General features: G+C 64.2%; 16 protein-coding genes and 1 pseudogene. 8 read left to right on the forward strand and 9 right to left on the reverse strand.

Features of this window, described 5'->3' with window-relative positions; all coding sequences use genetic code 11:
* Nucleotides 1–51 precede the first annotated feature (51 nt).
* The 5 genes and pseudogenes from ACWTU7_RS12915 (at nucleotide 52) to ACWTU7_RS12935 (ending at nucleotide 3,676) form a co-directional block, all read left to right on the forward strand.
* Nucleotides 52–339, forward strand: coding sequence for a GIY-YIG nuclease family protein (locus tag ACWTU7_RS12915; RefSeq protein WP_287350169.1), 288 nt, complete (start codon nucleotides 52–54; stop codon nucleotides 337–339).
* A gap of 226 nt (nucleotides 340–565) precedes the next feature.
* On the forward strand, nucleotides 566–1,744 hold the full coding sequence (locus ACWTU7_RS12920; RefSeq protein WP_455838811.1) for an NAD(P)/FAD-dependent oxidoreductase: 1,179 nt from the start codon (nucleotides 566–568) through the stop codon (nucleotides 1,742–1,744).
* A 15-nt stretch (nucleotides 1,745–1,759) separates the two neighbouring features.
* Nucleotides 1,760–2,124: pseudogene (locus tag ACWTU7_RS12925) on the forward strand (RidA family protein).
* A gap of 27 nt (nucleotides 2,125–2,151) precedes the next feature.
* Complete coding sequence (locus ACWTU7_RS12930; RefSeq protein WP_455838812.1) at nucleotides 2,152–3,066, forward strand: nitrilase-related carbon-nitrogen hydrolase; 915 nt, start codon at nucleotides 2,152–2,154, stop codon at nucleotides 3,064–3,066.
* 322 nt (nucleotides 3,067–3,388) lie between these two features.
* The gene (locus ACWTU7_RS12935) at nucleotides 3,389–3,676 is read left to right on the forward strand and encodes a GIY-YIG nuclease family protein (protein ID WP_065009969.1); all 288 of its coding nucleotides are present in this window, start codon (nucleotides 3,389–3,391) and stop codon (nucleotides 3,674–3,676) included.
* Nucleotides 3,677–4,155: 479 nt separating this feature from the next.
* Here the strand turns inward: ACWTU7_RS12935 and ACWTU7_RS12940 are convergent, their stop codons facing one another.
* From ACWTU7_RS12940 to ACWTU7_RS12980, 9 genes are all read right to left on the reverse strand, one after another.
* A complete protein-coding gene (locus tag ACWTU7_RS12940; RefSeq protein ID WP_455838813.1) occupies nucleotides 4,156–5,988 on the reverse strand; it encodes an ABC transporter ATP-binding protein in 1,833 nt (610 codons plus the stop codon).
* Nucleotides 5,985–6,929 (reverse strand): acetamidase/formamidase family protein, encoded by a 945-nt coding sequence (locus ACWTU7_RS12945; protein WP_455838814.1) that lies wholly within the window; start codon nucleotides 6,927–6,929, stop codon nucleotides 5,985–5,987. The genes ACWTU7_RS12940 and ACWTU7_RS12945 overlap by 4 nt, the downstream gene beginning before the upstream one ends.
* Nucleotides 6,919–8,562: an ABC transporter substrate-binding protein gene (locus ACWTU7_RS12950; protein ID WP_455838815.1), complete on the reverse strand. Its 1,644-nt coding sequence runs from the start codon at nucleotides 8,560–8,562 to the stop codon at nucleotides 6,919–6,921. Before ACWTU7_RS12950 ends, ACWTU7_RS12945 begins: the two co-directional genes overlap by 11 nt.
* A gap of 43 nt (nucleotides 8,563–8,605) precedes the next feature.
* A complete protein-coding gene (locus tag ACWTU7_RS12955) occupies nucleotides 8,606–9,526 on the reverse strand; it encodes an ABC transporter permease (protein WP_455838816.1) in 921 nt (306 codons plus the stop codon).
* Nucleotides 9,523–10,431: an ABC transporter permease gene (locus ACWTU7_RS12960; protein WP_455838817.1), complete on the reverse strand. Its 909-nt coding sequence runs from the start codon at nucleotides 10,429–10,431 to the stop codon at nucleotides 9,523–9,525. The genes ACWTU7_RS12955 and ACWTU7_RS12960 overlap by 4 nt, the downstream gene beginning before the upstream one ends.
* The gene (locus tag ACWTU7_RS12965) at nucleotides 10,409–11,008 is read right to left on the reverse strand and encodes an ANTAR domain-containing response regulator (protein ID WP_455838818.1); all 600 of its coding nucleotides are present in this window, start codon (nucleotides 11,006–11,008) and stop codon (nucleotides 10,409–10,411) included. Before ACWTU7_RS12965 ends, ACWTU7_RS12960 begins: the two co-directional genes overlap by 23 nt.
* The gene (locus tag ACWTU7_RS12970) at nucleotides 11,005–12,132 is read right to left on the reverse strand and encodes a transporter substrate-binding protein (protein WP_455838819.1); all 1,128 of its coding nucleotides are present in this window, start codon (nucleotides 12,130–12,132) and stop codon (nucleotides 11,005–11,007) included. The genes ACWTU7_RS12965 and ACWTU7_RS12970 overlap by 4 nt, the downstream gene beginning before the upstream one ends.
* A 208-nt stretch (nucleotides 12,133–12,340) precedes the next feature.
* Nucleotides 12,341–14,086 carry a hydantoinase B/oxoprolinase family protein gene (locus tag ACWTU7_RS12975; protein WP_455838820.1) on the reverse strand — a complete coding sequence of 582 codons (1,746 nt, stop codon included), beginning with the start codon at nucleotides 14,084–14,086 and terminating at the stop codon, nucleotides 12,341–12,343.
* Between the two features lies 1 nt (nucleotide 14,087).
* On the reverse strand, nucleotides 14,088–16,172 hold the full coding sequence (locus ACWTU7_RS12980; protein WP_455838821.1) for a hydantoinase/oxoprolinase family protein: 2,085 nt from the start codon (nucleotides 16,170–16,172) through the stop codon (nucleotides 14,088–14,090).
* A 221-nt stretch (nucleotides 16,173–16,393) separates the two neighbouring features.
* Between ACWTU7_RS12980 and ACWTU7_RS12985 the strand changes: the two genes are divergently transcribed.
* The 3 genes from ACWTU7_RS12985 (at nucleotide 16,394) to ACWTU7_RS12995 (ending at nucleotide 20,988) form a co-directional block, all read left to right on the forward strand.
* Nucleotides 16,394–17,221, forward strand: coding sequence for a ferredoxin--NADP reductase (locus tag ACWTU7_RS12985; RefSeq protein WP_455838822.1), 828 nt, complete (start codon nucleotides 16,394–16,396; stop codon nucleotides 17,219–17,221).
* Between the two features lie 160 nt (nucleotides 17,222–17,381).
* Nucleotides 17,382–18,446, forward strand: coding sequence for a deoxyribose-phosphate aldolase (gene deoC, locus ACWTU7_RS12990; RefSeq protein WP_455838823.1), 1,065 nt, complete (start codon nucleotides 17,382–17,384; stop codon nucleotides 18,444–18,446).
* A gap of 169 nt (nucleotides 18,447–18,615) precedes the next feature.
* On the forward strand, nucleotides 18,616–20,988 hold the full coding sequence (locus ACWTU7_RS12995; protein ID WP_455838824.1) for an aldehyde dehydrogenase family protein: 2,373 nt from the start codon (nucleotides 18,616–18,618) through the stop codon (nucleotides 20,986–20,988).
* Nucleotides 20,989–21,186 lie beyond the last annotated feature (198 nt).

A 21,186-nucleotide genomic window follows, 5' to 3' on the forward strand; every position in this document is an offset into this window, starting at 1 on the left:
ACGGCTCAGAACGGTGCTTGCATCCGCAACGATGCCAGCTACCCTTTCACCATGACCGGCTATGCCTATATGACCGCGAGCCAGAAGCGCGGCACGATCTACATCGGTGTCACCAACGATCTTGGCCGCCGCATGCCGGAGCACAAATCCGGCCAGGGCTCGCGCTTCACCAGCCGCTACGGTGTGCAGCGTCTGGTCTGGTACGAAGAATATTTCGACATTCGCGACGCCATCCAGCGCGAGAAGTCGCTGAAGCGCTGGCCACGCCAATGGAAGATCGAGCTGATCGAGAAGACCAACCCTGAATGGTTTGAGCTTTTTCGCGGGACCGGGTGGTAGCGTTCGGCTCTGGTCCGCTGGAGCACTGCCGCCAGGGAACGGCATGGATCCCAGGGTCTGCGCCGCGTCGCTTCGCTCCTTGCTCCGCCCTGGGATGACGAAGGGAGGGATGTTTCAGCCAATCCTAGAGGTTTGCGATTTGCCACTGAAATTGGCTGAGAGGAATTGTCGACAGTCGCTGCCGATCGGCCCAACCTGTCAAAATCACTGTGCAGAGGAACTAGCGATGAAGTCTCCCGACGGCGCCTCGATACAGGAAGCCGATATCGCGATCATCGGCGGCGGCATTGCCGGAGCGAGCGCGGCCTATGAACTGGCGGCCGTCTCGTCGGTCATCCTGCTCGAGCGGGAAAGCCATTGCGGCTACCATTCCACCGGCCGGTCGGCCGCGAGTTTTACGGAGAATTACGGCAACGCCGTCATCCGACGGCTGGCGATCGCCAGCCGGTCTTTTCTCGAAGCGCCGCCCGAGGGCTTTTGCGATCACCCCTTGATGTTTCCGCGTGGCATGCTGACCATCGCGCGCCAGGATCAGCTCGGCCGGCTTGAAGAAGAACTCGAAAGGGCCAGGCAATTCGTGCCGTCGATCCATCGGGTCAGTCCCGAAGAGGCGTTTGCGCGCGTGCCGGTGCTACGAGCCGATTATGTCGCCGGTGCGATCGTCGAACCGGGTTGTCGCGAGATCGACGTCAACGAACTCCATCAGGGTTTCCTGCGCAACGCGCGCAAACGTGGCGGCCGGATCGTCACCAATGCAGGCGTCGACGCGATCGAGCGGCACAAGGATCGCTGGATCCTGCAGACGAGCCAGGGACTGTTCGCCGCGCCGATCCTCGTCAATGCGGCCGGCGCCTGGGCGGACAGGATTGCCGGTCTGGCTGGAGTTGCTCCGATCGGTCTGGTGCCGAAGCGGCGCACCGCGTTCCATGTCGCAGCACCGGATGGCGTCTCCATAGCCGGATGGCCGCTCGTCAACGATGTCGGCGAGGAATTCTACTTCAAGCCGGACGCCGGCCGGATTTTCGTCTCGCCGGCGGATGCGACCCCAAGCGAGCCGATGGACGCCTATCCCGACGATTTCGACGTCGCCGTCGGCGTCGATCGGCTGCAGCGGGCGACGACGATCGACGTGCGCCGGATAGAACATCAATGGGCGGGCCTGCGCAGTTTTGTCAGCGACGCCTCGCCGGTGGTGGGCTTCAACGCCGAGGCCGAAGGCTTCTTCTGGCTGGCGGGCCAGGGCGGCTACGGCATCAAGACATCGCCGGCGCTGGCCCGGGCATGTCGCGATCTGATCCGCACCGGGCTGTTGCCGGATGATCTGTTGCGTCAAGGCATCGAGGCGGGCGATCTTGCGCCTGGCCGGATCAGGGCGACATTCGCGCCGGAGAAAAAAGCACCGTGAGTGAGGGATGACCGCATGACGATCGAACGCTTCGAGAATGGCCCACGCTTCTGCCGCGTGCTCAGCCCATAATGGCATTGTCTCTCTGGGGCATTGTCTATCTGGCCGGCATGACGGCCGACGATCTGTCGGGCGACACCACGCAGCAGACGCGCGACGTGCTCGCCAAGATCGACGCCTATCTGGCGAAGGCCGGCAGCGACAAGTCGAGGATCCTGAGCGCCACGGTATGGCTGCGCGACATTGCCGACTTCGACAAGATGAACGCCGCCTGGGACGCCTGGATCGACAAAAGCGCCATGCCGGTGCGGGCAACGGTCGAAGCCCGGCTCGCCGGCGACGACTATCGGGTCGAGATCATGGTGACCGCTGCCGCCTGAACTGCGATCTATTGGGGAGTCGACGCCATGGCTCGAGACCTGACCATCGCGGTCTGCCAGACCGGCCCGATACAGAAACGCGCGCAGCGCGCCGAAACGGTGGACCGGCTGGTCGCGCTTCTGGAAAGAGCGGCCGCCGCCGGCGCTGAAATCGCAGTGTTTCCCGAACTGGCGCTGACAACCTTCTTTCCGCGCTGGCGCATCGACGACCAGGCCGAGATCGAGGCGTTCTTCGAGCCCGCCATGCCGGGCCCGCAGACGCAGCGCCTTTACGACACCGCGGCGCGCCTCAAGATAGGCTTTGCGCTCGGATATGCCGAGCTGACGCGCATCGACGGGGTCACGCGCTGCTTCAACACGATGGATCTGGTCGGGCAGGACGGCAAGCTTGTCGGGCGCTATCGCAAAATCCATGTTCCGGGATCAAGTGAGCCGGAACCGGGCGCGACCGTGCATCTCGAGCGGCGTTATTTCGAGCCCGGCAATCTCGGCTTTCCGGTCTTCGTCTATCGCGGCGTGCGCGTCGGCATGGCCATCTGCAACGACCGGCGCTGGCCGGAGACCTACCGCATGCTCTGCCTCAACGGCGCCGAAATTGTCCTGATCGGCTACAACACGCCGCTGCTGCTCGATGAGGCGCCGGCGCTGGCGCATCTGCGCATGTTCCACAACCATCTGCCGATGCAGGCCGGCGCCTATCAGAACACGGTCTGGGTCGCGGCAGCGGCCAAGGCCGGCGTCGAGGACGGCCAGGCCTTGATCGGCGGCTCCTGCATCATCGCCCCGACCGGCGAAATCGCGGCGCAGGCGATGTCGCTCGACGACGAGGTGATCGTCCATCGCGCCGATCTCGACCTCATCGCCATCTGCCGCAAGGTGAATTTCGACTTCGCCAGATATCGCCGGCCCGACCAATATCGGCTGATCGCGGATCAGGTTTGAGGTGACGGCCCTCGCTGGCGTTAGAACGCTTTGCGTTATTGCGTTACCATCACAGGACTTCGAAACTAGTTCCTCTGCACAGAGGACCTTGGTTCTTAGACTGAGCCTGAAAGCGGCTGTGGACGGTCGTCGGCCGGCCTCCAGCCGCCATCTCTGACGCTGGCGATTGGGCATAAGTCACCACGACTTCGTCATCCCAGGGCGGAGCAAGGAGCGAAGCGACGCGGCGCAGACCCTGGGATCCATTCCGTTACCTCAGCCGAAGAATGCAGCGGCTCAGAACGGTGCTTGTATTCGCAACTGTGCTCGTTACCCTTCAGCCATGACCGGCTATGCCTATATGACCGCGAGCCAGAAGCGCGGCACGATCTACATCGGCGTCACCAACGACCTCGGCCGCCGCATGCCGGAGCACAAATCCGGCCAGGGCTCGCGCTTCACCAGCCGCTACGGCGTGCAGCGTCTGGTCTGGTACGAGGAACATTTCGACATTCGAGACGCCATTCAGCGTGAGAAGTCGCTGAAGCGTTGGCCGCGCCAATGGAAGATCGAGCTGATTGAGAAGACCAATCCGGAGTGGTTCGAGCTTTTTCGCGGAACGGGGTGGTAGCGTCCGGTTCTGGTCCGCTGCATTCTCCGGCTGATGTCACGGAATGGATCCCAGGGTCTGCGCCGCGTCGCTTCGCTCCTTGCTCCGCCCTGGGATGACGAAGTGGAGGGATGCTTCGGCTAATCCTAGATGTTTGCGACCTGCCACTGACCGGAATCATCGACGTTCGCTGCCGATCGGCTCGACCTGCCAAAACTACTGTGTCGAGGATGCCCTCAGCCTCACCCCGTCCCGATCTGCGTGAACGGCAGCCGCAGATGCGCGGTCGCCAGCACCTTGCCCGAGGAATAGCCGTGGTCGCTATAGTGACGACGCCGGCATCCTCGCCGTCGGCCAGAACCCGCGCATTCGCCGCGGCCGGCATGCCGATGCGCGCTGTGGTGAACGACCAGCGTTTCAGCCCATCCAGATCAGCGTCCTGCACCAGCACCTTCAAAAACTCGCGCGAGCGCGGCCCGCCAACCTAAATTCATCCCGCTCTAGGAAACAGCAACGAGATGACCGTTGCCAAGATCCTTCAGGGCCAGTTTCGGCGGGTGTTCGCCGATTTTTCGAGTCGGGCTCGGGATCTCCTGGTCGAGACGCGCGAAACGCGGCCGGCGCTTTGCCGGATCGGGCACCGGCACGGCCTCGATCAAGCGCTTCGTGTAGGGATGGCGCGGGTTCGAAAAGACCTGGTCGCGGGTGCCCATTTCGACGATCTGGCCGAGATACATGACGGCGACACGATCGGAAATGTTCTCGACCACCGCCATGTCGTGCGAGATAAAGAGATAGGCGATGCCGAATTCGCGCTGCAGTTCCTTCAGCAGGTCGAGCACGCGGGCCTGCACCGACACGTCGAGCGCCGAAACGCTCTCGTCGGCGATGATGAGTTTGGGCCTGAGTGCCAGAGCGCGCGCGATGCAGATGCGCTGGCGCTGGCCGCCCGAGAATTCGTGCGGATAGAGCTCCATCTGGTCGGCCGACAGGCCGACGCGCTCGAACAGCGCCGCCACAAGCTGGCCGCGCTCTTCCTTCGAGGCAATGCCATGGATCAACAGCGGCTCGGCAACGAGGTCGCCGACGCGCATGCGCGGGTCAAGCGAGGCATAGGGATCCTGGAAAATCATCTGCACGTCGCGGCGAACCGCCTTGCGCTGGTCACGGCCAAGGCCCGCCAGATTGCGCCCGCCGATCACGATATCGCCGTGGTAGGGCACAAGCCCGGCCAACGCCTTGGCGGTGGTCGACTTGCCGCAGCCGGATTCGCCGACCAGCGCCAGCGTCTCGTGCGGCGCGATCGAAAAGTTGACGCCTTCGACGGCGTGGACACGGCGGTTCACTTGGCCGAAGAAGCCACCGCGCAGGTCGAAATGGACATGGAGATCGTTGACCACCGCCACGCTTCCGGGCATTTCCACTTCGACGGATTTTTGTTCGGCGGACTTTTGGCGGCCGACGCCGGTTCCGATGCGCGGCACGGCAGCGAGCAGCTCGCGCGTATAGTCGGCTTGCGGCCTGGCGAAAATATCGGCGGCTGTTCCCTGCTCGACCATGCGGCCGTGCCGCATGATGACAACGCGATCGGCCATTTCGGCCACCACGCCCATGTCGTGGGTGATGAGGATGATGCTGGTGCCGTGTTCGCGCTGCAGATCGCGCAGCAGTTCCAGCACCTCGCCTTGCACGGTGACGTCGAGCGCCGTCGTCGGCTCGTCGGCGATCAGCACATCCGGTTTCAGCGCCACCGCCATGGCGATCATCACGCGCTGGCGCATACCGCCGGACAGTTCGTGCGGAAACTGTTTTAGCCGGCTTTCGGCTTCCGGGATGCGGACGGCCTTCAGCGCCTCGATGGCGCGCCGGCGCGCCTCGGCGCGTGACAGGCCGGTATGGGCCTCGATGGATTCGACCAGCTGCCGGCCGATCGACAGCACCGGATTGAGCGATGTCATCGGCTCCTGGAAGATCATCGCGATGCGGTCGCCGCGAATGCCGCGCATCCGACGCTCATCGAGCCCAGCCAGATCGATGTCACCTCGATCGATATCGCGAAGCCGGATCGTGCCGGATTCTATCCGGGCGGCCGGCTGCGGCAGCAACTGCATGATCGCCAGCGCCGTCATCGATTTGCCGGAACCGGATTCACCGGCAATGCAAAGCGTCTCGCCGCGCGAAAGCGAGAACGATAGCTCTGATACCACCGGCCGCTCGCCATCTTCGCCACGCACGCTGACGGTCAGGCCGGAGATTTCCAGCACCGGTCCGGCCGTGACCGAAACGGCCGGGGCAAAAGCCCCGGTCCGCTTGCTGGTTGCGCCTTTGCTCATTCGAAGACGCAGCGCGGGAAGTAGAACGACACCACCCAGTTCGGCATGTCGACAATCTCGCTGATCCGGAGATCGCCGCAGACCGAAACCAGCATGTAGGCCTCGACCGGGTCCATTGCGTAGCGGCCGGCAAGCAGGTCGATCATCTGGGAGACCGCTTCCCTGGCGCCCGTCATCAGGTCCGGTCCGATGCCGGTCGTCACCTCATAGCCCTTGGCATCGAGATGGCGCGTCACCGGGCCAGGCGTGGTGAAGCGCGGTGTCTTCAGCCTGATATCCTTAATCAGGTCGAGCTTGAGCACGACATCCATCGGGCTTTCGATCGCCGTGCCGCACACTTCGCCGTCGCCCTGCGCGGCATGCGTGTCGCCAACCGAAAACAGCGCACCGGCCACCTCCACCGGCAGATAGAGCGTGGTCCCGGCCGCGAGATCGCGGATGTCGAGATTGCCACCGACGCGCCTTGGCGGCACCACCGAGTGGAGGCCCATTTCAGCCGGCGCGTTGCCGATGGTGCCGGCAAACGGTTTTAGCGGCACCCGCGCATGTTTGCCGAACAGTGCCGGCTCGAGCGAGACGGCGTCGTATGTCCAGATGTTCAGCGCCGGCTCCGAAAAATTGTCGGCGAGCAGCCCGAACCCCGGAATGTTCGCCGTCCAGCCGAAGCCGGACGGCTTGAACATCTCGATCGTCACCTTCAGTGCATCGCCCGGCTCGGCACCTTCGACATAGATGGGCCCGGTGACGGGGTTCACCTTGGCGAAGTCGAGCAAAGCGACGTCGGCAACGGTGCTGTCGGCCTGAAGCTGGCCACCCGACGAATCGAGGCACTGGAACTCGATCGTCGAACCGGGCGCCACCCGCTCAGTCGGGACAAAGGAATTGTCCCAGCCGAAATGGTGATGGCGCCCATGGATGGTGTAGTCGCAGTTATTGCACATCGGTCACATACACATTGTCATAATTGATCGGGATATGGACGGGATCGACATAGAGATTGTCGGCGCCACCCATCCGGGCCGATTTCATGGTGAAACGCTGCTCGTTGAAGACCGGCGCCCAGGGCGCGTCTTCCATGATCTTGCCGTAGATCGCGCTCCACATCTTGGCACGTTCGCCTGATTTGGCCGGATCGACGATCGAGTCGGCCTCCGCCGCCTTGGCGTCGAGATCCTTGTTGCAGTACCACGACCAGTTCCAGCCGCCCGGAACCGCGCCGGCGCAGCCGAGGATCGGCCCGTAGAAGTTCGACGGATCGGGGAAATCGGCGATCCAGGCCATGCCGCCGGACCAGATCATCGGCGCGCCGGCCTTGTCGCCGCCCGCCGCGATGACATTGGCCTGCGCGAGCGACTGGATGCTGGCCTTGATGCCGATCGCCGCCAGATCCTGCTGGATCGCCTGGGCGATGCGCGGGTTGGGATCGGTGTTCATGGCGAACAGCTGCGTGTCGAAACCATCGGGATGACCGGCCTCGGCAAGCAATGCCTTGGCCTTGGCCACGTCATAGGGATAGCCCTTGAATTCCTTGTCGTAGCCGGGCATCGACGGCGGCAGCGGCTGGTTGGCCGGCACCGCACGGTTGTTGATCAACTGGACGATACGGTCCTTGTTGATCGCCATGTTGACCGCTTGCCGTACCTTCACATTGTCGAAGGGCGCCATGGTGGTGTTCATTGTGATGTAGCCGGTGTGCAACTGGCCGCCCTCGACGACGCGGGCCTTCTGCTCGGGATCGGCCATCACCTCCTGGAACTTGGCCGGCGGAATGCCGTCGCCGGGAATGTCGATCTCGCCCTTCTGCAGCCGCAGCAGCGCCACGATCGGCTCCTGCCCGATCTCGAAGGTGACTTTGTCGAGATGCGGCAGGCCCTTGTGCCAGTAATCCGGGTTGCGCTCGAAGACGACGCGCTGGCCGAGCGTCCATTCGGCGAGCTTGAAAGCCCCGGTGCCGACCGGATGCTTGCCGAAGTCCGCGCCGTATTTCTCGACCTCCTCCTTCGGCACGACATGCGAGAAGTTGATGGCCATGACATGCAGGAAGGTGGCGTCGGGCCGGGTCAGTTCGAACTTGACCGTGTAGGGATCGACGACGGTGACGCCCGCCAGGCTTTCCGCCTTGCCTGCAGCGACTTCGTCATGGCCCTTGATCGAGCCGAAGAAGCCGGCGCCGGGGCTCTGCGTCTTCGGATTGGCGACGCGATCGAGCGAATATTTCACGTCGTCGGCGGTCATCTCGCGGCCATTGTGGAATTTCACCCCTTGGCGCAGCTTGAAAGTGAAGGTCTTGCCGTCGGGCGCTATCTCATAGCTCTCGGCGAGGTCGGGCCGCAGGTTGGTGGTGCCCGGCTCGTAGTCCATCAGCCCGTCGAACAGGCTCTTGATCATCGACCAGTTCTGCCAGTCATAGCCGATGGCCGGATCGAGCGTGGCGACGTCGTCCTTGTAGGTGATGGTGATCGCGCCGCCCTGCTTGGCGTTCGGGTCGACGGCGTCCTCGGCGCGTACGCTTGTCATGCCGAGCATCAGCGCGAGCGCCGATACCGCAAGGGTGGATGTCAAGAATTTCTTCATCTCATGTTCCCTTTCTCTGGTTGTTACCGGTCTTTTTTGGTTTTCATCTAAGCTTGATGCGCGGATCGATGAACGGTGCGACCGTGTCGGCCAGGAGATTGCCGAGCACGATGGCCAAGGCTGAAACCAGGGTGACGCCCATGATGATCGGAATGTCGACGCGCTGGATGGCCTGCCAGGCAAGCTGGCCGATGCCGGGCCAGCCGAACACGCTTTCGACCACCACAATGCCGCCCATGAAGATGCCGATGTCGATGCCGATCATGGCGATGACCGGCAGGATGGCGTTGGGCAGGGCGTGGCGGAAAATGATGGCGCCGCGCGCAAGGCCCTTGGCACGGGCGGTCCGCATATAGTCCTGGCGCAGCACGTCGATCATCGACGAGCGCATCATGCGGGCGTACCAGCCGGCGCCGAGGATCCCCATGGTCAGCGAGGGCAACACCAGATGGCGCCAGGTGCCGTAGCCGCCGATCGGAAACCAGCCGAGCCGCACGGCGAATACATAGAGGAGCAGCAGGCCGACGACGAATTGCGGCGCCGAGACGCCGACAAAGGACGCGACCATCAGCGTCTGGTCGGTGGCGGTGCCGCGCCTGACGGCGGCAAGCAGGCCCATCGTCAGGCCGATCGCCAGCTCGCAAAGGATGGCGCCGACCATCAAAAGCAGGCTTGCCGGGAGCCGCGAGACGATGAGCTCCGTGACCTCGGAACGCTGGATGTAGGAGCGACCAAGATCGCCGCTGAGCAGGCTGGTCAGATAGTGCCAGTACTGGATGAAGAAGGGCTGATCGAGGCCGAGCTGCCGGCGGATGTTCTCGACCGTCTCGGGCGTGGCGCTACGGCCGGCGATCTGTCGGACGGGATCGGCGGGCAGCAGGTAGAGCAACGCAAAGGTGATCAGCGAGACGCCGAGCAGGATGAGCAGCGATTGAATGACGCGGCGGCCGAGATAGGCGATCATGCCCGCCCCCTTTGCGTCGGATCGAGGATGTCGCGCAGCGCATCGCCAATGAGATTGAAGGCCAGCGCCAGCGCCAGGATCGCCGCACCCGGAAAGAAGACCAGCCAGGGCGCTGCCTGGAAATAGGTTTGGTTCTCGAAAATGATGTTGCCCCAGGATGCGGTCGGCGGCTGCACGCCGATGCCGAGATAACTGAGCGTTGCTTCGAGCAGCACCGTGGTCGAGATGCCGAGCGTGCCCCAGACGATGATCGTCGGCAGCAGATGCGGCAGGATATGGCGAAACAGGATGCGTGATGCGCTGGCCCCGATCGTACGCTCGGCGTCGATGAACTCGCGCTCGGCGAGCGAGCTGGTCTCGGTATAGATGACCCGCGCGGTCTGCACCCAGTTCACCAGTGCGATCACCATGGCAACGATCCACAGGCTCGGCTGGAGCACCGCCGCCAGGCAGATGGCGAGCAGCAGCGCCGGAAAGGCCATCATCAGATCGGTGAAGCGCATCAGCGCGCTGCCGATCCAGCCGCGGAAATAACCCGCGGTGACGCCGACCAGCGTGCCGATCAGAAGCGCCACGCCGTTGGCGACGATGCCGATGATCAGCGAGGTGCGTGCGCCGAAAAGGATGCGGGTCAGGAGATCGCGGCCGAGCAGATCCGTGCCCAGCCAGAAGCTGGCATTCGGCGGCAACGGCGCGCCTTCAAGCGTCAGTCCGTCGAACATCTGCTCGTTCGGATCGTAGCCGGTCAACCACGGCGCCAGGACGGCGCCAGCCACGACGATGGCAACGATCACCAGGCCGAGCAGCGCCAGAGGGCGCTTGACCAGGCGCCGCCAGACGCCAGCGCGTGGCTTGACCGGCATGCGCCCGGTTGCCGGAAGATCAGGCGCGATGGGACTGGTCATCGCCGCCTTCTTCCGTCATCGCCACGATCCTGCGCGCGGCCTCCTCGACGCTGATCTGCCAGCTCATCGCCAGCGACCGGAGCTGCGCATAGGCGCGGCCGTCCTCGGCGCCTTTCGACAAGGCCTCCACCGCGCGCACGATGGTCTGGCGCTCCGCGACGCGCAGGCGAAGCGACGATATCTCGCTTGCCAAGAGCTTGCGCGCCTCGAAACTCTGCCGGGCGATCAACAGGGCGCTGTAGACGCCGGCATTGCCGACCGGCTTCAGCAACTGGGCGTCGGCGTTGTGCGACAGCGCCCACTCGATGCGGCCCGGCGCTTCGGAGCCGATCAGCGCCACCAACGGCATCGGCGCCTCACCCGGCGCCCATGGGAATTGTTCGTCGAAGCCGAGATCGGCATCGAAGAAGACGAAGTCCGCCGCCAGCGCCTCGGCCGGCAGTTCCGGCCAGCAGCCGATCGCCTCGAGGCCGATGGCCGACAATTGCCGCGTGATCGCCTGCACCGTCGGATGCGGACGATGCAGGACAAAGGCCCTGGCGCCGCCGAGATTCGGGATGCGCGGGACCTTGCTCACGAGACAACCCTCAAGCGTGGGCGGCCGAACGTCTCGGTCCGGTCATAGCGGGACAGATAGGGATCGGGCGCGACACCCTTGGTCATCGTGACGGTCTTGAACGCGGTGCCCTCGATGCGCCCGATCTGCACCGGCAAGGTGGCGTGCTGGGTTTGCGGATCGATGGAGATGTCGCCGAGCGGGGTTCGAAACGAGGTTCCGGCAAAAGCCTTGGGAAGGTCCGGCCATTGTGCGCCGGGATTGCGGGCGAGGATTTCGGCAAGCGTCCGCACCGAGGCATAGGCGGCCGCCTCGAAGGACGAGGCAGGCATGACAGAGGGCGCCGAAACGCCCTGGCGATCCGCTGCCGAGATATCGTGAAAGTAGGGCCCGACGGAAAGATGGCCATTGCCTGCATCATTGAGCGCCGGCAACTCGCATTCGGTGAGATTGCAGGACAGGATGGGGCAGCGCTCCGGCCTGAAATGCGGGTCGCGTTCGGCGAGTTCGGCATAGGCCGCGATGAAGGCATAGGACGAGGAGCCGATCAGGTTGTTCAGGATGAAATCCGGCCGGGTCGCCTGGATCTCGGCGATCAGCCTGGAGACATCGGCCTCGCCGAGCGGCAGATAGCGCTCGCCCAAAACCTTGCCGCCGGCGTCGGCGATCAGGTCGCGGGCGACACGGTTAGTCTCCCAGCCCCAGATATAGTTGGAGCCGAGCAGGAAGCCATTGGCGCCGAAGCGCGGCACGACATGGGCCAGCAGCGGGACGAGATGCTGGTTTGGGCAAGCGTGCATGTAGACGACATGCTCGTTCGCTTCGAAGCCCTCATAGGGACAGGCATACCAGAGCGTGCCGCCGGCGCGCTCGAGGATCGGAATGACCTCCTTGCGGCTCCATGACGTGATGCAGCCAATGATGTGGCGCGCGCCGCTGTTGGCCAGAATGTCGGCGCAGCCCGTCGCGTAGCCATCGATATTGCCTTGCGGGTCGCGCTCCACCGGAACGAATTCGATCGGGATGGCGGGATCGGCGTTGATGTCGGCGATGGCCGTCATCGCACCGGAACGGCAGGATTCGGACAGCAGGCGGTAGTTGCCCGACCGCGAGTAAAGGATGCCGATCTCGATACGCCGTCCCAAGCAAATCCCCAAAAATAACAATGCCCCGCAGCCGCCGCCGCGGAAGGCGAGGCATACGAGGCATTTTTGCCGCCCGGCGGTCGGAGCCGGTATTTTCCCCAATAGCGTATTCGGTACGGCTGGTCAGTCAAGCGGGAAAGTGAGGGCCGGGAAAGTGACCTGGTTGCGTCTGGTTGCGCGAGCGGCCTCGCCGAGAATTCGTCCTATCTCAGCGGTGGGCGCGTTTCTCGTCCGTCGCCGCCCGGTCGATCGCCAGCCCATCCATCGACAGGGAGACACCAAATTTTTCGCCAGCGTCCTCGGGCGTGTAGTAACCCAAGGCGACATCCCTCAGCACCAGTTCCGGATCGCGCGCCAGGGGATCGCCATAGCCGCCGCCGCCCGGCGTGCCGACGCGCACGCGGTCGCCGGCCTTTAGGGCGATGTCCTGCTCCTTGGAAAGGTGCGGCGGCACATGTTCCTTGCCATCGCGGAACACGGTAACCGTGTTGACCGCGCCGTCCTTGCCGCCGAGCGCGCCCTGCGGGCCGAAACGGCCATGATCCATGACGAAGGAGGCGCGGGCATCGCCGCGCAGGATCTCAACCTCGTAGGCGAGGCCAAAACCGCCGCGATGCTTGCCGGCGCCGCCCGAGCCTTCGCGCAAGGCATAATGGCGGTAGAGCACCGGAAAAGCCTGCTCCATGATTTCGACCGGCGGCGATTTTGAAATGCCGATGGTCGAGCAGCCATTGGTCAGGCCGTCATGATCGGCATTGCCGCCATAGCCGCCGCCGGAGATCTGGTACATGACGTAATCGCGACCGCGCGCCGGATCGTTGCCGCCGAGCGCGAAATTGCCGCTGGAGCCGGCCGGGGCCGCCGTCACCTTGTCCGGCAAAGCTTGCACCATCGCTGCGAACACCGCCTCGGCGATGCGCTGCGAAACCTCGGCCGCACAGCCCGATACCGGGCGCGGATATTTTGCGTCGAGGAAGGTGCCTTCCGGCCGCTTGACGATCAGCGGCTCGAAGGCGCCGGCGCTGATCGGCACATCAGGGAAAATATGGCGCATGGCGAGGTAAACCGAGGACAAGGTCGTCGCCAAGACGCTGTTCATCGGCCCGGCGCAAGGTTTTGACGAGCCTGAGAAATCGAAGTTGAGCGTGTCGCCGTGTTTCTCGACGGCAAGCGCGATGGTCAGCGGCTCGTTCACCACCCCGTCGGAATCGACGAAGGCCTTGGAATGGTAAACGCCGTCGCGAATGGCTGATATGTTGGCGCGCATCTGCTCGGCCGCGCGGCGGCGCAGTTCGGCGATCGCTTCGACAACTGTTTCGCTGCCGTAACGATCCAAGATTCCGTTGAGCCGGTCCTGACCGATCAGCAGGGCCGCTGCCTGCGCACGGATGTCGCCGATGCGCTGGTCGGCGACCCTGATGTTAGAGCAGATGATGGCGTAGATCTCCGGGTCAAGCACGCCCTTCTTGAACAGTTTCACCGGCGGCAGCCGAAGGCCCTCCTGCTCGACCGCCGTTGCCGAGGCGGAAAAGCCGCCCGGCACCGAGCCGCCGATATCGGGCCAGTGGCCGGTGTTCGACAGCCAGCAGAAAATCGTTCCGTCCCGGTAGACCGGCATGGCGAAGCGCACATCCATCAGATGGGTGCCACCGAGATAGGGGTCGTTGACGATGTAGATGTCGCCGGGCTCGGGCGGCAGGCAGCTTCCGTCGGCGATCATCTCGATCACCTTTTTGGTCGAATACTGCATCACGCCGACGAACACCGGCAGACCTTGGCTGCCCTGCGCGATCAGCGACCCATCGACGGCCGAATAGATGCCGTCGGAGCGGTCGTTGGCCTCGGCGATGACGGGCGAAAAAGCGGCGCGCGAAAAGGTCAGGTCCATCTCGTCGCAGACCTGCTGCAGCGCCGCCTGGATGACCGAAAGCGTAATGGTGTCGAGTTTTGCCATCTCAGGCCTCACCGATGTCGATGATGATGTTGCCGTCGGCGTCCGAGCGCGCCCGGTCGCCGGGCTCGAGCACGGTGGTCGCGTCCATCTGTTCGAGAATCGCCGGCCCCTCGATGACCGCGTCGAGCGGCAGCTTCTCCCTGCTGTAGACCGGCGTGTCGTGCCAGCGCCCGCCAAACCAGACCGGCCGGATTTCGCGCCGCGCTTCGGCCAGCGTTTCGGCGCGCCCTGCCGGGTCGATCAATCGTGACAGATCGATCGCCGGCCGCACGCCGGTCACCGAGGTGTTGAGGTTGACCAGATTGGCGCGGATTTCAGGCAGCTCGACCTTGAAGCGGGCGAAATAGGCCTTTTCAAGCAGTTGCTGCAATGTTTCGCGTGTCACCGCCGACGAAGGCAGCGGCACGTTGATGATGTGGGTCTGGCCGACGAACTGCATGTCGGCGGAATGCGTGACGCAGATCGTCTCCGGCTTTACCGCTTCCTTGCCGATCAGCTCTTCGCCTTCGTTTCGGTGCCGTTCCAATACCGCATGCAGCTGGGCTTCGTCGAGCCCTGCCACCGGCTGGTTGACCGTGTTGACGAAATCGTGCCTGAGATCGGCGACGACGCAACCGAGCGCATTGGTGATGCCCGGCCGCGCCGGCACCAGCACTTTGGGCAGACCGAGCTCGCGCGCCAGCGCCGTCGCATGCAGGGGCCCGGCGCCGCCGAAGGCGAACAGCGCGAAATCGCGAGGGTCGTGGCCGCGCGACACCGAGACCATGCGGATGGCGCCGGCCATCTTGATGTTGCCGAGCCGCAGCACGGCGCCCGCCGCCTCGACGCCGGACAGGCCGGTGGGACGGCCGATCCTGTCCTCGAATATCCCGGTGACGTGTTCGACGGTGACCGGATTTTCGACCGCGAGCAGCTTTTTCGGCGCCAGCCGGCCGAGCACCAGATTGGCATCGGTGATGGTCGGCTCGCTGCCGCCGCGCCCGTAGCAGATCGGGCCGGGATTGGCGCCGGCGCTTTCCGGGCCGATCTGGATCAGGCCGGCCGCATCGACGCGAGCGATCGAGCCGCCGCCGGCGCCGACCGTATGCACCGCCACCATCGGCACATGGATCGGCATCGCATATTCGATCTCGATCTCGTTCGACACCGCCGGTTCGGCATTGCGGATCAGCGCCACGTCGGTCGAGGTGCCGCCCATGTCGTAGGTGACCAGGTTTTTGAAGCCGGCGCGCTTCCCGGTATAGGCGGCGGCGATGACACCGGAGGCCGGGCCGGACATGACGGTCTTGGCCGACTCACGTGTGACAAAGCGGGCCGAGATCATGCCGCCATTGCCGTTCATGATCAGGAAGTCGCGGGCGTAGCCTTTTGATCCCAATTCCTTGCGCAGCCGTTCGACATAGCGTTCGAGGATCGGCTGCACCGAGGCGTTGACCGAAGCGGTCACGCCGCGCTCGAATTCGCGTGCTTCCGACAGCAGCGCATGGCCTGTCGTGATGTAGCTATTCGGCCAAAGCTCGGCGGCGATCTCGGCAGCGCGCCGTTCATGCACGGGGTTGGCGTAGGAATGCAGGAAATGGATGACGAGGGATTCGCAGCCGGCCTCGATCAACTGGGAAATCGCCGCGCGCATCTCGGCTTCGTCGAGCGGGATGCGCACTGCGCCCGAGGCTTCGATGCGCTCCGACACTTCGAGCCGCAGATTTCGCGGAATGATCGGGACGAAGCTGCCTGTCATGCCATAGGGCTGCGGCCGCGTTCGCCGGCCAAGCTCGATGACATCGCGAAAGCCGCGGGTGGTGATCATCCCGGTTTTGGCCAGCCGGCGTTCGAGCACTGCGTTGGTGGTGGTGGTCGTGCCGTGCACGATGAGGTCGATGCCGCGGATGGGGAAACCGGTGGCACCGAGCGCCGAAACGACGCCGAAGGCCTGGTTGTCGATGGTGGTCGGGGTCTTGGCGATATGCACCCGGCCGCCGTCCCGGCCGTCGATCAGAAGCAGGTCGGTAAAGGTTCCGCCGACATCGATGCCGGCGACGACGCTGCCGAGGGAATCCAGCGTCTGCGCCGAAAAATTCTCTTTCATTGTCGAAACCCGAAATATCAGGACTACCGATATGTGCCAGTTTGGAAAGGTGTTTCACGCTGGCGTCTTGACGCAAATATCATTTGTATACTAATAAATTCGGGACACAAGAGCTTACCGCTTGGCAGTGTGCAAACGGGCACGCCGGGACCTGATCGGTTCGGGCGCGCAGGAGAAGGTTTGGCGTCAGCGCCCTCGGGTTGGCCAGAAGGTTAGATTTGATGAACACCACATCCGCGCTCAACACCGCCGGCGCCCGGCCGCAGCAGTTCCCAATTCCGGCCAATGTCTATGCCGAAACCGTCGTCTCGGTGAAGCACTATACCGACCGGCTGTTTTCGTTCCGCATCACCCGGCCGCAGTCGCTGCGTTTCCGCTCCGGCGAATTCGTCATGATCGGCCTGCCAAATGCCGAGAAACCGGTGTTCCGCGCCTATTCGATCGCCAGCCCTGCGTGGGACGACGAACTGGAATTCTTCTCGATCAAGGTGCCGGACGGCCCGCTGACCTCGCAACTGCAGAAGATTCAGATCGGCGACACCGTCATCATGCGGCAGAAGTCGACCGGCACGCTGGTGGTCGACGCGCTGACCCCGGCCAAGCGCCTGTTCATGATCTCGACAGGCACCGGCATAGCGCCCTTCGCCAGCCTGCTGCGCGATCCAGACACCTATGAAAAATTCGAGCAGGTGATCCTGACCCACACTTGCCGCGACAATGCCGAACTCACCTACGGCCAGGAGCTGGTTGCGGAGCTGGAGAACGACCCGCTGATCGGCGAGCTGACCGGTGGCCGCGTCACGCTCTACAATTCGACGACGCGCGAAACCTCCAAGCGCATGGGCCGCATCACCGCGCTGATCGGTTCGGGAAAATTCTATACCGATCTCGGCATCGACAAGCTCGACCCCGAGACCGACCGCATCATGATCTGCGGCTCGATGCATATGCTGAAGGACGTCAAGGAACTGGCCGAAAACCTCGGCTTCCAGGAAGGCTCGCTGCATCATCCGGCGAGCTTCGTCGTCGAGCGCGCCTTCGTCGGCTGAGACGGCGGGGCGCTTCGGCGCCCGCCTCAAGCGGGTTTGACCATACGGTCAAAAATCTGCTGCTTTCGCGGCCTTTTTCAACTATGACCGCTTGAAGGACTCGTGAAGCGCTGCTTCGCGGGCTATTCTCGGTGGACGTCGCTGAACAAAGGGGCAGGAGATGAGCAGCACAATCCGCGAGGCCGGTCTCGGTGCCGACAGGTTGGGCGCGCCCAAGGTCACGCCGCTGCCGGCGCGCACTGCCGCCAACGCGCCGGTGTCGCAAGCGCACGGCATTGCCCGCAACCCCGGCATGAAGCTCGATCTCGGCTTCATGGAATCGATGCGCAGCGTCAACCGCTCGGCGCTGGAACGGCGTGTCGCCAGTCTGACCAAACGACGCTCGATCAAGGCCGACAACCAGGCCGCCTGGCTGCTGCGCGCCGTCGCCTGCATGGACCTGACCACGCTGAACTCGAACGACACCGACGAGCGCGTGCGCCGGCTCTGCGCCAAGGCGGTCAATCCGTTCCGCCGCGACATCGTCGAAGGCCTCGGCATTACAGGTGAAAAGATCCGCCCGGCGGCGGTCTGCGTCTATCATCCCTTCGTCGCCACCGCCGTCGATGCGCTGCGCGGCAGCGGTATCCATGTCGCCGCCGTATCCACTGCGTTCCCGCACGGCCTCACCCCGCTGTCGACGCGTCTGCAGGAGATCGAAGCTTCGGTGAGCGAGGGCGCCGACGAGATCGACGTCGTCATCGCGCGCGGCCTGGTCTTCGGAGCGAAATGGCAGGAACTCTATAACGAGATCGTTGCGATGCGCGCCGCCTGCGGCGAGGCGCATCTCAAGGTCATTCTCGGTACCGGCGATCTCGCCACGCTGCGGAACGTCATGCTGGCGTCGATGGTGGCGATGATGGCGGGCGCCGATTTCATCAAAACCTCGACCGGCAAGGAAAGCGTCAACGCGACATTGCCCGTCGGCCTTGCCATGGTGCGCGCCATCCGCGCCTATTTCGAGGAGACCGGCTATCTCATCGGCTTCAAGCCGGCCGGCGGCATATCCACGGCAAAGGCGTCGCTCGATTGGCTGGTGCTGATGAAGGAAGAACTGGGACGGCGATGGCTGGAGCCGGACCTGTTCCGCTTCGGCGCGTCGAGCCTTTTGACCGACATCGAGCGCCAGCTCGAACACCATCTGACCGGCCACTATTCGGCCAATCATCGCCACGCGATGGCGTGAGCGCCCCACTCTCCCCCCTTGTGGGGCGGGTCGCGGCGAAGCGGCGGGGTGGGGGTCAAAGGAATAGGTCAGCCCGTGCAATGAACCAAACCATCAGCCATTTACCCCCACCCCGATCGGCTTTGCCGATCGACCCTCCCCACAAGGGGGAGGGTAAAGGAGGCGCTCCATGAACATTCTCGAACGCTATCACGCCATGGACTACGGCCCGGCGCCGGAGGCCCGCAACGGGGCCGACGCGTGGCTTGCTGCGCGCGATTTTTCCAAAGCGCTGTTCATCGGCGGCGACTGGAAGGCGGCCAGCGGCGGCAAGACTTTCGACACCAGCGATCCCGCCTCCGGCAAACTGTTGGCCAAGGTCTCGGATGCCGGTGCTGCCGATATCGATGCGGCGGTTTCGGCCGCCACAAAAGCGCTGCCTAGATGGAGCGCCAGCTCCGGCTACAGCCGAGCCAAAGCGCTCTACGCCATCGGTCGCGCCATGCAGCGCCACCAGCGGCTGTTCGCGGTGCTGGAATCGATCGACAACGGCAAACCGATCCGCGAAAGCCGCGACATCGACGTGCCGCTGGCCATCCGCCATTTCATCCACCATGCCGGCTGGGCGCAGGCGCTGGACAAGGATTTTCCGGATCAGAAGGGCGTCGGCGTCGTCGGCCAGATCATCCCGTGGAATTTCCCGCTCTTGATGCTGGCCTGGAAGATCGCGCCGGCGCTGGCCGCCGGTTGCACCGTGGTGCTCAAGCCGGCCGAGTTCACCCCGCTCACCGCCATCCTGTTCGCCGAGATCTGCGAACGATCAGGCGTGCCGAAGGGCGTCGTCAACATCGTCCACGGCGGGCCGGAGGCGGGTGCGGCAATCGTTAATCATCCCGGCATCCAGAAGATCGCCTTCACCGGCTCGTCCGAGGTCGGCAAGATCATCCGCAAAGCCACTGCCGGGTCGGGCAAGAAATTGTCGCTGGAACTTGGCGGCAAGTCGGCCTTCGTCGTCTTCGAGGACGCCGATCTCGACAGCGCCGTCGAGGGACTGGTCGACGGCATCTGGTTCAACCAGGGCCAGGTCTGCTGTGCCGGCTCGCGCCTTTTGGTGCAGGAAGGCGTCGCCGAAGCCTTCATCGCCAAGGTCAAGACCCGGATGAGCCGGCTGCGCGTCGGCAGCCCGCTCGACAAGAACACCGATATCGGCCCGCTGGTCGACCTGACCCAGCTCGATCGCGTCAAGGGCCTGGTCGCCGAAGGCGCCAAGCAAGGCGCCGTCTGCTGGCAGCCGGACGTGGCGCTGCCGTCCTCCGGCTATTACCATCTGCCGACGTTGGCGACAGGCGTTTCGCCGGCCAACATCCTGGCGCAGGAGGAGGTGTTCGGCCCGGTGCTGGCGACCATGACCTTCCGCAACACCGAGGAAGCGATCGAGCTCGCCAACAACACGCGCTACGGCCTGGCCGCCTCGGTGTGGAGCGAGAACGTCAACCTTGCGCTGCACGTCGCGCCGCAATTGAAGGCCGGCGTCGTCTGGGTCAACGGCACCAACATGTTCGACGCCGCCTGCGGCTTCGGCGGCTACCGCGAGAGCGGTTTTGGCCGCGAAGGCGGGCGCGAGGGCATGTTCGAATATCTCTCGGCAAAACTGCCGCTCGGCGCGGCCATCAAGCCGGCAATGGCTACGACACAGCCTGTCGAGCAGGCGGAAGGCGACACTATCGATCGCACGGCAAAGCTGTTCATCGGCGGCAAGCAGGTCAGGCCGGACGGCAATTATTCGCTTGCCGTCGCCACCGCCAAGGGCAAGCTTGCCGGCGAGGTCGGTCTCGGCAGCCGCAAGGATATCCGCGACGCCGTCGCGGCTGCACGTGCCTGCAAGGGCTGGCCGGAGGCGACCGCCTACAACCGCAGCCAGGTGCTTTACTATCTGGCCGAAAACCTGTCCGGCCGTGCCGACGAGTTTGCGGCGCGTCTCACAGAGCTGACCGGCGCCACCGCGAAGGCGGCGCGCGGAGAGGTCGACCAGTCGATCGAGCGGCTGTTCCTCTATGCCGGCCTAGCCGACAAGTTCGAGGCCCGCGTCCACCAGCCGCCGGCCCGCGCCGTCACTTTGGCACTGCATGAGCCGGTCGGCGTCGTCGGCATCGTGGCACCCGACAATGCGCCCCTGCTCGGCCTGATCTCGCTGGCGGCGCCGGCGCTCGCCATGGGCAACACCGTCGTCGCGGTGCCATCGGAAAAATATCCGCTGCTTGCCACCGATCTCTATCAGATCATCGAATATTCCGACGTTCCGGCCGGCGCCATCAACATCGTCACCGGCCGTAGCGCCGAGCTCACCGGCGTGCTGGCCAAGCACGACGATGTCGACGGGCTCTGGGTGTTCGCCGATGCAGAGACCTGCGCCAAGACCGAAGCCGACTCTGTCGGCAATCTCAAGCGCGTCTGGACCGGCAACGGCCGCAGCCTCGACTGGGCGTCGACCGAGGCCGCCGGCGATGCCTTCCTGCGCCGTGCCGTCGAGGTTAAAAACGTCTGGGTGCCCTACGGCGATTGAACCCGTGTGTAGATTGCGATTGTCGACGTCGGCGCCGCCCCTCATTGCCCTGCCGGGCATTTCTCCCCGTATAGTGACGGGGAGAAAGAAGCTGGGCGCAGCCTCGGCGCACATTCTGCAACATTAGAATTTGGCGAACCATCGATGACAGCGCTCCTCTCCCCGTCACTATACGGGGAGAGGATGCCGGCAGGCAGG

The organism is Mesorhizobium sp. BHscii, from assembly GCF_053848065.1.